Below are 14956 nucleotides of genomic sequence, written 5' to 3' on the forward strand. Positions count from 1 at the left end.
TCCCGCGTCACAGAAGCGCCGATACCCGGTCCCAAAGCGCGTCGCCCGCCTGGCGCCAGGTCAGCTCCGCCGCCCGCGCCGCCCCGCGCGCCACCAGGGCGTCGCGATGCGCGCTGTCGCTCAGCACCCGCTCCGCCGCGTGCGCCCAGGCCTCGGGGTCCAGCGGGTCGACCAGTTCGGCGCCGGTCCCGACGGTCTCGGGCAGGGCGCCGCCGCGCGCCACGAGCGCCGGCGTGCCGCAATGCATCGCCTCCACCGGCGGCAGGCCGAACCCCTCGGTCCGCGACGGGAACAGAAACGCTCCGGCGGCGGTGTAGAGCGCGCGCAGCTCGCCGTCCCCGACGTGCCCGGTGAAGATGACGTTCGGCGGAATGCGCCAGCCCAGGGCGTCGTAGTCGCGCCGCGGCGGGCCGCCGACCACCACCAGCGGGATCTCGGCCAGACGCGGATCCTCGAAGGCGGCGAACAGGGTCTTGAGGTTCTTGTAGCTCTGCGTCGTGCCGAAGGTCATCGCGAAGACCCGCCCGCGCAGCTCAAGCCGGTCGAGCACGCCCGCGTCGGGCGCCGCCCGCAGGATATGGTCGGTGCCGTTGCGCACCACGTGGATGCGGTCCAGCGGCGCAATCCCGTGCTCGGCGATCGACTGGCGGGAATAGTCCGACACGGTCAGCACGGCCCGCGCCCGGCGGCCGATCATCGGCCAGAACAGCCGATAGCCCTGGACCTGCCGGCGCGGATAGGCGTCGGGAAAGGCCAGCGTCTGCACGTCGTGGATCATCACCACGCTGTTGGGGTGCAGCACCGGGGCGAGGTTGCAGAAGTTGATCAGCAAATCCTTCCGCGCGAGCGCCGGCAGCACCAGCATTTCCCACGCCTGGCCGCCCGCGCGCGACCAGCCCGGCCGCAGCTCGGGCTGCAGCCCCATCGCCGCGACGCTCGTTCTGTCCCGCACCGCCGGGGCCATGATCCGGCAGGGCGACTGCCCGGTCGCGCGGCGGCACAGCTCGGCCGAGAAGTTGAGCGCGGCGCGGTGGACGCCGCCGGCCGTCACCGATCCGCTCATGAACTTGCCGTTGATCGTGATCCGCGTGGACATGTCCGTTGGTCTGATCTCGGTGATGCGCGTGCGCGGGGATGGCAAAGGGGCAGGGCGCGCCGTCGGAGGACGACGTCGTAACTGGCTTACGGGCTGCTCCGCGCCGGCACAACTCCGTTCGGACGATCGGAGGCCGGGATCAACAATATTGCGCATGGACGGGAACCGTGTCCGCCCGGCGCACGATGGCGCCGGCCCGCGATTCGCCTCAGACGGCGCCCCGGCGCAGCAGGACCGCCGTCGCCGTGCGGCAGATGATGCCAAGATCTTGCCACAAACCGGCCGAGTCGACATAGGCCAGGTCGAGCGCCACGCGCTCGTCATAGGTGGTGTCGCTGCGCCCGCTGACCTGCCACAGCCCGGTCACGCCGGGGCGCACCGACAGGTAGGCGGCGAAGTGCGGGCCGTACATCGGCGCCTCCTTCGCGGTGATCGGGCGCGGCCCGACCAGCGACATGTCGCCCCGCAGCACGTTCCAGATCTGCGGCAGCTCGTCGAGGCTGCTGCGCCGCAGGAAGTCGCCCAGGCGCGTCACACGCGGGTCGCGGTCGAACTTGAAGCTGGTTCGCCATTCCTCGCGCGCGATCGGGTCCGTCAGCAGGATTTCGTCCAGCGTTTCCTGGGAATCCGTGCGCATCGTGCGGAACTTCAGGCAGCGAAAGCTGCGCCCGCCGGCGCCGACCCGCGTGTGGCCGTAGAGGACCGGCCCGCGCTCCGTCGCCAGGATCAACAGCGCGATCAGCGCCATCACCGGCGCGAACAGCACCAGCGCCACGGCGGCCCCCAGCTTGTCCAGAACCAGCTTCGCGGCCGGGATCGTATCGTCCGCCGCCCGCGGGCGGAAGTCCCTCCGCGGCGACAGTGCCGCGGCGCTGTCGAAATGCGACGCAGTGCCCGCGATTTCCTGCAATTTCATGGCCTACCCCCCAGGCAGATGCCGCGCCACAAAGGCGCCCCAATTCCGCCCAAATTTGCCACGAATTTGCCTTGTTCAACTAGGTGCCGAGCCGGAAACGGATTGTTTACGGTCTGGTCCAGCCTGTATCGCCGGCCCCGGCCGTGGCAGGCTCCAAAGCCGAAATGGCCGGGCCGGCGGGGCGGCGCCGAGGGGGCGCGCGCGCCGCCGCGAACAGGGTGCTGCAATGCTTGCAAGGAACGGACCGGGCACGTCGCCCGCCGGGGCGGACGTGGCCTTCGGAGACGCCGGAACAGCCGGCCGGATCGCCGTCGCCGTCGTTCTGCCCGCCGGCGCGGCCCCGGATGCGGGTGCCGCGCGGCTGCTGGAGACGCTGGCCTGCGACGCCCGCTTCGCCCTCGCGGCCCGGATCGAGGGGCCGCGCACGCCCTCCGCCCCGCCGCCGCTCGTCGCCGGGCTGCTCGCGCTGGAGGCGCGGGTCGCCGCGCGTCCGCCGCACGTGCCGACGCCGTCTTTCGATGCGCTCGACCTGCCCGCGCTCACCGTCGAAGACGCGCTTCGGGACATGCCGGAGGTCGATGTCGTCCTCGACCTCGCGCCGGCCGAGGGCGCCGAGGCGCTGGCCCGTCGCGCGCGCCACGGGCTCTGGCGGCTGTCGACGGCGGCGGACACGGCCGGCGTCGCCGACGCGCTGCGCGGCGCACCGGAGTCCCGCGTGCGGCTCTGCCGCCTGACCGCGCCCGGCGCCGCATGGGAGACCCTGGCCGACGCCGCCTACGACACCAAGTTCCTCGCCGCCCGCAACCGGATGTTCCAGCGCGAGAAAGCCGCGCAACTGGCCGAGCACGCGCTGGCCCGTCTGGCCGAGGGGCTGCTGGCGCCGGCCCCGTCCGCCGATGCCTCACCAGAACCCGCCTCCGCCACGGCGCTCCCCGGCTACCTCGCCCGCACGGCCGGCGAAGTCGGGCGGCGCCTCTCGGACAAGCTGGCCGAGCGGCGGGGCCGGCGGCCGGGCCGGTTCTGCCTGCGCCTGACCCGCGGCTCGATCCTGGAGTTCGACCACCGCCAGGGGCAGGAGCTCGACGCCCCGGCCGGCCGCTACTGGGCCGACCCGTTCCTGTTCGAGGACGGCGGCACCACCTGGCTGTTCTACGAGGAATACGTCTATGCCACCGGCCTCGGCCACATCGCCGTGGGCCGGCTGGACGGCGACGGCTTCACGCCGCTCGGCCCGGCGCTCGACACCGGCACGCACCTGTCCTTTCCCTTCGTGTTCCGGCACGGCGGCGACATCTTCATGGTCCCCGAAACCGGCGCGACGCACCGGCTGGAGGTCTGGCGCGCGACCGATTTTCCCACCGGCTGGACCCTGCACGCCACCGCGCTGGAGGGGACGGCCTGCGCCGACACGGTGTTTCACCCCGACGGCGACGGCTACTGGCTGTTCACCAACATCTGCCGCGACAGCCTGGGCGATTTCTGCAGCGAGCTGCACCTGTTCCGCGCCGACGGCCCCGACCTGAAGACGGTTACGCCGCATCCGCTGAACCCGGTGGTTGTCGGCTCGCGCAACGCGCGCGGGGCAGGGCGGATCACGGCGCTGAACGGCCGGCTCTACCGCCCGTCGCAGGACAACTCGCACGGCACCTACGGCCATGGCCTGAACATCATGGAGATCGAGACGCTCAGCGCCACCGACTACCGCGAGCGCCGGGTGCGCCACCTGGCGGGGCCCGAGGCGCCGGGCCTGATCGGCTGCCACCATGTGGATGTGGCGGGCGACCGCGTCGTCTACGACATCCGCCGGCCTTGAGGCTCAGGGCGTCGGCAGCACCAGAAGCCGCCGCCGCAGCAGCCCGGCCACCGCCCCCGACCAGACCAGCACCACCGCGCCGGCGCTCAGCGCCAGGCCCGGCGCCGCCGCCATCCGGTCGTGCAGCCCCGACGTGGCCAGGATCGCCACCAGGCACAGCGCACCCAGCCCCAGCCCCGGCGCCATCGCGCGCACCAGGTCGGCGGGCCGGATATCCGCGGCCGTCATCATCACCCGCAGCCCCACGACCGAGATCACCAGGCTCTTGATCAGCACCGCCACCGCCGCGGCCTCCGCCGAGAACCGGCCGATGGTCAGCAGCAGCGCCACCAGCAAGGCCCCGTCCGCCAGCCGCACGTAGAACTGCTGCCGCCCGCGCCCCAGGCAGGTCAGCGTCGGCTCCAGAAGGAAGGTCAGCACATAGGTCGACCGCGCCAGCGCCAGGATCGTCACTACGCCGGTCGCCGCGGCCCAGGACGGGTCCAGCAGCACGCCCACGATCTCCGGCGCCAGCAGCGCCAGCGACAGCATCGCCGGGATCACCAGCGCGAAGCCCAGCGCCATGTTCTCGGTCCAGGCGGTGCGGATCAGCGCCCGGCTGCTGTTCGCCTCCAGCCGCGCGAAGCGGGCCCAGCTGATCGTGCCCAGGGGCTGCACCACCACGTCGGCGGCGGTGTTGGCCAGCCGCGATCCCGCCCGGTAGGCACCCGCCGCCGCCGGGTTCAGGAAGGCGCCCAGCACGATGTCGGCGCCGTAGTTCGACAGCATCCCCATCGACACCGACCCCCAGAGCGGCCAGGCCTCCGACAGCGCGGTGCGGGCCGTGTCGCGCCGCAGGCGCAGGCGCGGCAGGCGCCGGATCAGCCCGAGATAGAGCGTGACGATGAACGCCATGGAGGTGAACCGCGCCAGGATCAGCGCGTCGATCCCCTGGCCGGCCCGGAACATCGCGACCGCGGTGACCAGCGCCACGACCTCGGAGGCCAGAACGGCGCTGGAGGTGGTGCGGATGCGCCCCGCGCGCACCAGCTGCGATTCCAGCCAGGCGCTCAGCGAGGCCAGCGCCGGGATCGGTGCGAGGCGCAGAAGTGCATAGGCCGGGCCGGTCTCCGACGGGTCGCCGAACAGGAAGGCCGCCCCGACCATCACCGCGGCCCCGGCGCTTCCGACGCCCAGCTGCAGCACGAAGAACGTGTCGCGGTCGCGGTCGATGTCGGGGCTGCGCAGCAGGATGTGGTAGATGCCGGTATAGACCAGTGTCGTGAAGATCACCGAGACGGCCGCCGCCACGGCGAAGCTGCCGAAGACGGCGAGGTCGAGCGACCGCGACGCCACGAGCACCAGCGCGAAGGCGCAGATCTGCGCCCCCACGCGCGACGCGACGCCGACCGCGAAGGGCGAGGTCAGCGCCTGTCGCATGATCGCATCCGGGCGCCGGCCCCGCCGTGCTGCCTCGCCACGGGCAGGGTCATGCGCCGGCGCCGGCCGCCGTCGCCGTGCGGACGCCGTAGGCCGCCAGCATCGCCGCCATCTTGCGCCGGAACGTCGCCTCGTCGAAGCCCTGCGCATGGGCGATGATCGGCCCGGACGGCAGCCGGTCCAGCCTCTCCTGCTCGAACCGCTCCACCGCGGCCACCAGCGCATCCGCCGTCTGCTCGTTGAAATGCAGACCCGTCCGGCCCGGAATCACGGTATCCAGCGCTCCGCCCTTGCCATAGGCGATGACGGGCCGGCCCGCGGCCATCACCTCGACCGGCAGAATGCCGAAATCCTCTTCGCCCGGAAAGACCAGCGCCTTGCAGGCGGCGAAGTAGCGTTTCAGCTTCTCGTCCGACACCCGCCCCAGGAACCGGATGTTGCGGTTCGCCGTCTTCGCCAGCGCCCGCTCGGCCTTGTCCGGCCCGCCGATGACGACCAGCGGCTTGCCCAGCCGGTTGAACGCCTCGATTGCCAGGTCGGGCCGCTTGTAGGCCGTCAGCTCGCCCGCATAGAGGTAGAACTCGCCCAGCTCGGTATCGGGCCGCGGCGCGAATGCGGCCACGTCCACCGGCGGGTGGATCACCTCGCTCGGCCGGCGCCAGTACTTCATGATCCGTCGCTGCACGAAGCTGGAATTCGCGGCGAAGCCGTCGACCCGCGCCGCGCTGACCACGTCCCAGTTGCGCAGCGCCGGCGTCAGACGTCCCATCATGAACCGCGTCAGCGGGCCGGAGTTCTGCCGGTAGATCGCGTGGTGATCCCAGATATAGCGCATCGGCGAATGCACATAGCTCAGATGCACCGCCTCCGGCGACGGGATCACGCCCTTGGCCGGGCCGGATTCGGACGAGATGACAAGGTCGTAGCCCGACAGATCCAGCCGCTCCAGCGCCTGCGGCATCAGCGAGACGTATTTGGTGTAGAACCGCGATGCCAGCGGCAGGCCGGCAATCGAGGTGGTGCGCACCCGGTGCTTGCGGATCTCCGCGCTGACCTTCGTGGGGTCGTAGACATGGGTGTAGATGTCGGCCTCGGGGAACATCCGGCACAGCGCCTCCAGCACCTTCTCGCCGCCGCGCATCCCGACCAGCCAGTAATGGATCAGCGCCACCCGCGGCGCGGCGCGCCGCTGCACATAGGGCGCGGCCCGGATGACATCGGCGATGTCGCGCTCCGGCGTGATCCGTTCGATGTCTGGCGGGTCTGCGAGATCGCGCGCCGTCTGGCCGATTTCACCCATAGCTGTAATCCCGGCTGTCGGTTGAGGCGAACTTGTTCAGTACCATTCCCTCTACAGGCAGCTGAAATTCCTCCAGCATGCTCAGACCGTCGCGCACTTCGCTGCGCTCGGTCCTGTCGTACTCGACGACATAGATCCGCGTGTCCGCGGCCTTCGACACGATCACCGCGTCGGACACCGCCAAAAGTGGCGGGCCGTCGATGATGATCACGTCGTAGATTTCCTTGAGCTGCTCGACCGTCGGTGTCAGCCACAGGTTCGACAATTCGTCGGCCAGGTCGGGCCGCGGCCGCGCCGTGGTCAGCACGTCGAACGGCAGATCCTTGGGCACGTGGATCGCTTCCTCCAGCGTGCAGCGCCCCTCGATCAGGTCGCCGGTGTCGCGCTCCATCTTCCAGCCGAAGCTCTTCTGCAGCCGCGAGCGCCGCAGGTCGCAATCCACCACGATGGTCGACCGCTGCGCCCGCGCCGCCATCTCCGCCAGCGCCAGCGCGGTCAGGGTCTTGCCCTCGCCGGGCACCGAGGACAGCAGCATCACGCTGGTCGAGATCACCGACTCGTCGCGCATCAGCAGCGTCGTGCGCAGCTGCCGCATCCGTTCGGCATAGATCGAGTAGGGCGCCTGACGGATCCGGCCAAGCGCCTTCTTCAACGACTTGAACGACCCCAGCGGCAGCGTCGCCAGCACCGGCAGCCCGGTCTCCGCCTCGATCTCGCGGGCGCTGCGGAAGGTGGTCGTGGTCATCTCGCGGAAGAACACGAACAGCGTCAGCCCGGCGAAGGCCACCGATCCGGCCAGCGCCGCCATCAGCGTCGGCCGCGGCGCGGCGGGGCCGCCCGGCACCGTCGCCCGCTCGATCAGCCGGGCCTCGGACTGCTGCGCGCGCGACTGGATGCGCGTCTCGGTCAGCCGCGACAGCAGCGCCTCGTAGGTCTGCCGCGCGGCGGCGGTCTCGCGCTCCAGCTGGCGCAGCCCGATCTCGCCGCGCGAGATGTCGACGACCCGCTCTTCCAGCCGGACCAGATGTTCCTTCAGGCTCTCCTCGCGCAGCCGCGCCACCTCGACCGCGCCGCGCCGCACGGCGATGACGTTCTGCACCTCCTCGCGGATATCCGCCTGCGTCCGTTCGAGATCGGCAAGGATCGACGCGCGGCGCGGGTGCTGGGGGCCGACGGTCTCGGCCCAGGAGGCGTCCTGCCGGCGCAGTTCCAGCACCTCGGCCCGGAGCGTCTCGATCGCGGGGCTGGAGACGACCGCGGCCGCCTCCTCGATGCCGCCGCTCTCCAGGATCGACAGAAGCTGCTCCAGCTCCGCCTCGGCGGCGACGCGCTCGGCCCGCGCGGCGACGAGCTGGTTGTTGAGCGTGGTGATCTGCTGGGCGGCATTGTCCAGCGTGCCGCCGTTCTCCACGATGCTCTCGGTGCGCATCTGCGAGATGCGCTCCTCGCTCTCCGCGAGCTTCGCCTCCAGCGTGCTCAGCTGATCTTCCAGCCAGCTCGCGGCCTGCCCGATGGTCTCGCGCCGGGTCTCCACCTGCTGGGCGATGTAGCGGTCGGCCAGGGTGTTCGTCAGATCCGCGGCCAGATCCGCGTCGCCGGCGGTGAATTCCAAGACGATCACGTAGCTGTCGGCCTCGGCATAGACAATCAGGTTCTCGCGGATCGCCCAGACCAGCCCTTCCATCCGCTCGGCCTCGGTCGCGTCGGCGGGCGTGGGGTCCAGCGGTGCCAGCCTCTCGAAGCCCATCGTGCGGATCACGTCCGAGATCAGCAGGTTCGACCGCAGGATCGCGATCTCGCCGTTCACCGTCTGCTGCGACGGCTCGCGCGAGCGGATCACCTCGGACTGCGGCGTGACGACCTCGGCAGTGCGCATGTCGATCAGGATCTTGGCGGTGGCCCGGTAGCTTGGCGGTTGCAGCGAGACCAGCCCGTAGACCAGTGCCGCGATGACGACCGAGGCGCCCAGGATCGTCTTCCACCGCTTGACGAGCAGCCGGAACAGCGCGCGGACCTCGATCGCATCGGGGTCGACGCGCCGGGCCGCGGGCCGATGCGAGTCGCTGCGCCCGAAGACGTCGGCATGGCTCAGCATCCTGTTCATCACCCACTCTCTCCCAGCATCGGAACGCCCGGCGCCCGGCTGCGGCCGGGGCGGATGGCGCACGCGCTGGCGCGTCATCTGCCCGGGCCGCGGCGCCCTGATCCTGTACCGTGTTGCAGGGAATGTTCCCTCGCAGCCCACCAAGACAGGACCAGCGCTCACCGATTCTGCGGGGCGGGTCAAAAAAGACAGGAAGAGGTCGGGAAATTGCCACAATGCGCGGGGACAATCACATGATGCCCGCCGCATTGTTCGCGATCCGGAAAGCGCGCGGCGCTCCGGAGCATGGCATTTTCACACCGGCACAGCCCCGGGAATCGGGGTCTGCACCGCGGATTTTCCCACTATGGGGCCTTCTATACGCCCTCAGAGTGTTTGTCACTAGCTAATACACGCAAAGGTAGAAATGTGGCAACGCCACCGGCTCTTCACCCGTCGCGCAACGGTGGTATGCCTTGTCTCCGTCATTCGCCGCCCCGGGAGCCGCGCCCTTGGAAATCGTTCCAAGCACCTTCCTGACGCTGATCGCGATCTTCGGCCTGTTCGCCGTCGGTCCCTATCGGGGGCTGTGGATGTTCGTGGGACTCGTCCCTTTCGGCGCGGCCGCGGCCTTCAACCTGCCGGCGGTCGGCGGCGCCACCATCGGGCCGGCCGAGTTCACCGTCTGCGCCATGCTGGCGCTCGCGGCGCTGACGCCCGGCGGCCCGGACCGGATGCTGGGCACGCTGCGCCCCGGCCAGCCCGGCTTCTGGCTGCTGCTGGTCATCGTCTACGGCCTGATCGCCTCGGCCTTCTTCCCCCGCGTGTTCGAGGGGCAGACCGACATCTTCAGCCTGTCGCGCGCGGTCAACGACGAGGGCATCGTCTCGATCCCGCTGCGCCCATCCTCGGGCAACATCACCCAGACCTTCTATCTGCTGCTGTCGGCCGCCTGCTTCCTCGCGCTGGCCACGCTCTACCGGATGCGCCCCGACGAAAAGGCGGTGCTGCGCGCGCTGGCCGTGGCGACGACGCTGAATTTCGCCCTCGGCTGGCTCGACGTGATCACCATGGCCACCGGCACCGAAATGCTGATGGAGCCGATCCGCACCGCCAATTACGACATCGCGATGTACGCGAGCATGGGCGGCATGAAGCGGATGATCGGCGGCATGCCCGAGGCGTCGGCCTACGGCGCGGTGTCGCTGCTGTTTCTGGGGTTCTGGCTGCACTACTGGATCGTCTCCGGGAAATCGCACGTGACCACGGCGATGGTCGCCATGGCGGCGATCTCGACTTTGCGCGCCACCTCGTCGGGCGCCTATGTCGCGCTGGCGATGCTGCTGGCGCTCTACGGGACCGGCTGGCTGATCCATGCCGCGCGGATCGGTGCGCTCCGGCGCCGCGTCGCCTTCTTCTTCGTCTTCGCCGTCGCCGGTGCCTGGGCCGTGGCCGTCGGGCTCACCGCCGGCTACCACCTCGTGCCCGCGATCACCGAGTTCATCGACCAGAGCCTGCTGAACAAGCTCGAAAGCGACTCCGGCGTCGAGCGGATGAGCTGGAACGTCCAGGCGCTGAAGAACTTCGTCGACACCTGGGGCATCGGCGCCGGCCTGGGCAGCGTGCGGGCCTCCAACTGGCTGGTCTCCTGCCTCGGCAGCCTCGGGCTGATCGGCACGGCGTTCTATCTGATCTTCCTCGGCAGCCTCGCCCGCGCGCCGCACGGCACCGGCAACGCCAGGCGGGACAACGTGATCGGCGCGCTGAAGATCGCCTGCCTCGCCCAGGTCATCGCCGCGATGCCCACGGCGCCCACGCCGAACCTCGGCACGATCTTCTTCATCTTCGCCGGGCTGATCGCGGGCCTGTCGCGCAGCAGCGTGGTGGTGCGCGCCAATACCGCCCGCCCGCTGCCCGCGCCCGCCGAACCGCTGGCCGTATCCCGATGAGGTGGCTCGCCCTCTGCCTGGCGCTCGCCGCCATGCCCGCCGCCGCGCTGGATCTGCGCGGGCCGGTGCTGGGCGCCGCGTCGAACTTCGCGCAAGGCTGGCAGCCCGAGGCGCTGGACGGCGCCGCGCCCCTCGGCATCACCGAGTTCCGCGACGAGATCGTCTGGGAGCATGTCGAACGGCCCGACGCCCGCCTCGTCTTCGGCACCATGCGGGAAAATTACGCGCCCGTACTGGCGGCGCGCGGCGCCGGTCTCGTCCTGCTGGCCTATACCGGGCATCCGAGCTGGGAGAACGGCCAGGTCCCGCGCACGCCCGAGGGTCAGGCCGCCTTCGCCGCCTACCTGGCCGCCCTCGTCGACCGCTTCCCCGCGATCCACAGCGTCGAGATCGGCAACGAGTTCAACTCGTGGGAATTCGCGGCGCAGGAGGGCTGGCCCGACGACCTGACCGCCCGCGCCCGCGACTACGTGCGCCTGCTGGCCGCGTCGGCCCGGGCCGTCCACGCCGCCGACCCCGAGATCCGCATCCTCGGCGGCGCCGCCCATTCCATCCCGCTCGCCTGGATCGAGGCGGTGCTGCAGGCCGGCGGGGCACAGCACATGGACGCCTTCGTCCTGCACCCCTACACCACCGAACCCGAACAGATCGCCCGCCAGATCGCCGCCGCCCGCGCCCTGCCGGGCTTTGCCGAGATGCCCGTCGAGATCACCGAGTTCGGCACGACCGACGCGCCCCGCGCCCCCGGCTACCTCCTGCGCATGTATTGCCAGATGGCGCTCTCCGGCGTGACCCGCGCCGTCTGGTATCCGTTCAGTCCGCGCGGCGACGGCCTGATCCCGCTGGTCACGGCGGACGGGACGCCCACCGATGTCGGCCGCACCTACGCCCTGATCCGCGACCACCTGGAGGGCGCCCCCGCCGCCGATGCCGCCCCGGACCCCTTCACCTATGCCTGCCGCTTCGGCGACCGCGTCCTCGTCCTCTGGGGCGCGCCCCGCAGCGTGGCGCTCGCCGACGGCCTCCGCGCCCTCACTCCCACGGGCGCCCCCGCCGCCCCGCCGCTACGCCTGTCGCGCACCGAGCCGCTCCTGATCCTTTCCGAGGGCCCAACCGACGGCCCCCCCGACGGCCCGTCACCGCGCCTCGGCGACACCGTCCGCCTCGGCCCCCAGACGATCCGCGCCGACAGCTTCGACCAGTTCTCCTACACGGGCGCCGACGGCCCCTTCTCGCTCCATATCCGCCATCGTGGCGCGCTGCACCCGCTCGCCCCGCGCCCCGGCCAGGAGCGCGACGGCGTCCCCTGGACGCCCTATCTCGGCTACGACGCCGACGGCACCGTCCGCGTCGGCCCCGGCTGGGCCACGCCCTCCGCCTGGGGCCCCGAGGATCCGCTCGAAATTCTCTACCGCTACCGCGCCCCCCGGGCCGAAACCGTCACCATCGTGGCCGAGGCCGCCCCCGACGCGGCCAGCGCCGACGGCATCACCATCACGCTGACCCACAACGGCACCCCGCTCGCCACGAAAACCCTGACCGCCCCCGGCCGCGTCACCGCCGGCCCGGTCACGCTCGCCCCCGGCGACAGGCTCGACGCCGTCCTCGGCCCCAACGCCACCGCCACCGGCGACCACACCCGCTTGCGCGTCACGGTGGAGGCGGCGCGATGAACGACGCGCGCCCGATCCGCGCCGACCGCCCGCGCCCCAGCCGCGTCGTCGTCATCAACGACCACAGCACCGCCAATGGCGGCACCGCGGCGCTCTGCCTGCTGTCCATCCGCCAGCTCCGCGCCCGCGGCATCCCCGTCACCTTCGTCTGCGGCGACGCGGGCGAGAACGACGACCTCCGCGCCCTTGGGGTCGAGATCGCGCCCCTGGGCAGCGCCGACCTCCTGCAACGCCCGCCATGGCAGACCATGGCGAAGGGCCTCCACGACCCCGCCGCGCGCGATCTCGTGGCCCGCATCCGCGACCGCCACGACGGGCCCGGCACGGTCTACCACGTCCACGGCTGGGCGCAGATCCTCTCGCCCGCGATCTTCACCGCCCTGCGCCGGGTCGCCCGCCGCACCGTCCTGCACGCCCACGACACCTTCCTGGCCTGCCCCAACGGCATGTACATGGACTACCGCCGCAACCGGGTCTGCCACCGCGTGCCGCTCGGCGTCGCCTGCCTCGCCACCAATTGCGACAAGCGCTCCTACGCCCAGAAGCTCTGGCGCGTCGCCCGCCACGCCACGCTGTTCCGCTGCCTCGACCGCCGCGCGCCCTGGGCCGGCCTCGTCGTCATCAATCCCGACGTGGCGCCGAAGATCACCCGCGCCGGCTACCCCGAAAGCCTGCTGCGCGTCATCCGCAACCCGGCCACGCCCTACACCACACGCCGCATCCCGGCCGAGCGCAACCGCAGGCTCGTCTATGTCGGCCGCCTCGAACGCGACAAGGGCGTCATGGACCTCGTGGAATCGGCCGCCCGCACCGGCACGCCCCTCCGCCTGATCGGAGACGGCGCCCTGCGCGACCCGATCGCCCGCAGCCACCCGCAGGTCGAGCTCGCCGGCTGGCAGCCACCCAACCGCATCGGCGCGCTGGTGGCCGACGCCCGCGCGCTGGTGATGCCCTCGCACCACCCCGAACCCTTCGCGCTGGTGATCCCGGAAGCGGTGCAAAGCGGCCTGCCGGTCCTCGTCTCCGACACCGCGCTCCTCGCGCCCGAGATCGAGCGCCTCGGCGCCGGCCTCTCCTTCGACGTCTTCGACCCGGCCAGCTTCGACGCCGCCGTCACCCGCCTCCGCGACATGCCGGCCGCCGAGATCGAGACGATGAGCCGCAACGCCCGCAGCCACGGCGCCACGCTCTCCAGCACCACCGAAAGCTGGACCGAACAGCTCCTCGACCTCTACGCCACCGCGCTCGCCCCCGCCTGAACCCGCCCCCTCTGCTTCTTCTCGTTGAAAATACGCCAGGGGGGTCTGGGGGGCTGGCCCCCCAGCGGATCGGCCCGCGCCAGCGGGTCGACCCTATAGACACCCAGCCCGCTGCGCGCGGCCGGAACGCCACCGCCTGCACCGCCAACGGCCGCCCGGTCCCACGATGCAGCGCCGCCCATAAAAGCCGCCCTTGCTCCATCTTGGTCCAAATACTCCAGGGGGGTCCGGGGGACCAGGTCTCCCAGCAGGGACATGCACGTCCTACGTGGGCGAATGCGGACGTCTTTGGTCTCGGCGTTCTCGTCGATGAACGCCGTCCTCTTTCGCCCGTTTCGGGCCGGCCGTCCTACCCCGCCTTAAGTCCCACCAGCCGGAACAGCGCTGCCGGGCGGTGGCGGCCGCCGGTTGTCTTGCGCTTCAGATCCTCGATCTCCCAGTTCGCGTCGATCCACTTGCGGAAATTGCGCTTGTCCAGGTCCTGGCCCTTCACGATCTCGAACACCGACTGTGCCTGCGCCAGCGTGAACGCCTCGGGCAGGAAGGCGAAGACGGCAGTGGCTTCGTCGGTCAGCCGGGTCTCCACCATGCGCGCGAGCGCCGCGCGCGCGTCCGACAGGATCGTGGCGTGGTCGAAGGCGAGCGGCGGCAGGTCGTCCAGCGGGAACCACTGCACCTCTGCCGCATCCGTGGAGGCGACGAGCGACACCCGGTCCATCGGGACCAGTGTCGCGAAGGCCACCGTGATCACGCGTTCGCGTGGGTCGCGGTCCGGGTGGCCATAGGCGCCGATCTGGAAGAACGGCAGCCCCGCCAGCTGATCGGGAGAGATGCCCGCCTCTTCCGCAAGCTCCCGGCGCGCGCCGGCCTTGAGGTCTTCGTCCATCTGCACGAACCCGCCGGGCAAGGCCCAGCAGTCCTTGAACGGCTCCGCCGCCCGCCGGATCAGGACGACGTTCAATCGTCCCTCGATGATCGAGAAGACGATGACATCCGCCGTGACGGCCGGATGCGGGTATTCATAGGAATAGGGCATCGGAACCTCTTTGTGTGATGTGGACACTATTTTTTGTCCGCCCTGCTTGTAAAGAGCACAAGGGGGGCGCCGGGCACGCCGCCGCAGGTGGAGTCTCTCGCTCGGAATGCCTGCCCGTGACGGGTCCAAATCGCTGAGTCGGCGGTGTGAGTCGGGCTGATTCCACCTGGCGTGCCGCTTCAGCCACCGGAATCTGAAATTTTAAATCATTATATATCAATGGGTTATAAGATTTCTGCATGCGGCCGACATTAAGTGTCTTTACAACACTTACTGTTCGTGTAAAAACTACATTATGACGACGCAGACAGACACACACCAACCCTCGAAAAGGAAATCTCAAATGTTCAAGACCGCTCTTACCGCCGCCGCCTTCGCCCTGACCGCCGTCACCGCCCAGGCCGCAACCCCC

Annotated in this window: 10 protein-coding genes; 4 read left to right on the top strand and 6 right to left on the bottom strand. The window is 70.7% G+C overall.

Features of this window, described 5'->3' with window-relative positions; translation table 11 throughout:
- Nucleotides 1-7: 7 nt before the first annotated feature.
- Entirely contained in the window at nucleotides 8-1096 is a 1089-nt protein-coding gene (locus P1J78_RS13150; RefSeq protein ID WP_275567829.1) for a glycosyltransferase family 4 protein, read from the bottom strand.
- Between the two features lie 208 nt (nucleotides 1097-1304).
- Nucleotides 1305-2012, bottom strand: a complete 708-nt coding sequence (locus P1J78_RS13155; protein ID WP_275567830.1) for a sugar transferase — start codon at nucleotides 2010-2012, stop codon at nucleotides 1305-1307.
- A 226-nt stretch (nucleotides 2013-2238) separates the two neighbouring features.
- On the opposite strand from P1J78_RS13155, the gene P1J78_RS13160 reads away from it, so the two are divergent.
- Entirely contained in the window at nucleotides 2239-3825 is a 1587-nt protein-coding gene (locus P1J78_RS13160) for a glucosamine inositolphosphorylceramide transferase family protein (protein WP_275567831.1), read from the top strand.
- A 3-nt stretch (nucleotides 3826-3828) separates the two neighbouring features.
- Here the strand turns inward: P1J78_RS13160 and P1J78_RS13165 are convergent, their stop codons facing one another.
- From P1J78_RS13165 to P1J78_RS13175, 3 genes are read right to left on the bottom strand one after another with little or no spacing between them, the layout of a single operon-like run.
- Nucleotides 3829-5244, bottom strand: a complete 1416-nt coding sequence (locus tag P1J78_RS13165) for an oligosaccharide flippase family protein (RefSeq protein WP_275567832.1) — start codon at nucleotides 5242-5244, stop codon at nucleotides 3829-3831.
- Between the two features lie 49 nt (nucleotides 5245-5293).
- A complete protein-coding gene (locus P1J78_RS13170; RefSeq protein WP_275567833.1) occupies nucleotides 5294-6544 on the bottom strand; it encodes a glycosyltransferase in 1251 nt (416 codons plus the stop codon).
- Nucleotides 6537-8648 carry a GumC family protein gene (locus P1J78_RS13175; protein ID WP_275567834.1) on the bottom strand — a complete coding sequence of 704 codons (2112 nt, stop codon included), beginning with the start codon at nucleotides 8646-8648 and terminating at the stop codon, nucleotides 6537-6539. The genes P1J78_RS13170 and P1J78_RS13175 overlap by 8 nt, the downstream gene beginning before the upstream one ends.
- Nucleotides 8649-9139: 491 nt before the next feature.
- On the opposite strand from P1J78_RS13175, the gene P1J78_RS13180 reads away from it, so the two are divergent.
- From P1J78_RS13180 to P1J78_RS13190, 3 genes are read left to right on the top strand one after another with little or no spacing between them, the layout of a single operon-like run.
- Nucleotides 9140-10576: a hypothetical protein gene (locus tag P1J78_RS13180; RefSeq protein WP_275567835.1), complete on the top strand. Its 1437-nt coding sequence runs from the start codon at nucleotides 9140-9142 to the stop codon at nucleotides 10574-10576.
- Nucleotides 10573-12249: a hypothetical protein gene (locus tag P1J78_RS13185; RefSeq protein ID WP_275567836.1), complete on the top strand. Its 1677-nt coding sequence runs from the start codon at nucleotides 10573-10575 to the stop codon at nucleotides 12247-12249. The genes P1J78_RS13180 and P1J78_RS13185 overlap by 4 nt, the downstream gene beginning before the upstream one ends.
- Nucleotides 12246-13508, top strand: coding sequence for a glycosyltransferase family 4 protein (locus P1J78_RS13190; protein WP_275567837.1), 1263 nt, complete (start codon nucleotides 12246-12248; stop codon nucleotides 13506-13508). The genes P1J78_RS13185 and P1J78_RS13190 overlap by 4 nt, the downstream gene beginning before the upstream one ends.
- A gap of 349 nt (nucleotides 13509-13857) precedes the next feature.
- Here P1J78_RS13190 and P1J78_RS13195 read toward each other — a convergent pair whose 3' ends face one another.
- Nucleotides 13858-14544: an NUDIX hydrolase gene (locus P1J78_RS13195; RefSeq protein ID WP_275567838.1), complete on the bottom strand. Its 687-nt coding sequence runs from the start codon at nucleotides 14542-14544 to the stop codon at nucleotides 13858-13860.
- Nucleotides 14545-14956: the final 412 nt, after the last annotated feature.

Source organism: Psychromarinibacter sediminicola (genome assembly GCF_029168335.1).
GTDB lineage: Bacteria > Pseudomonadota > Alphaproteobacteria > Rhodobacterales > Rhodobacteraceae > Psychromarinibacter > Psychromarinibacter sediminicola.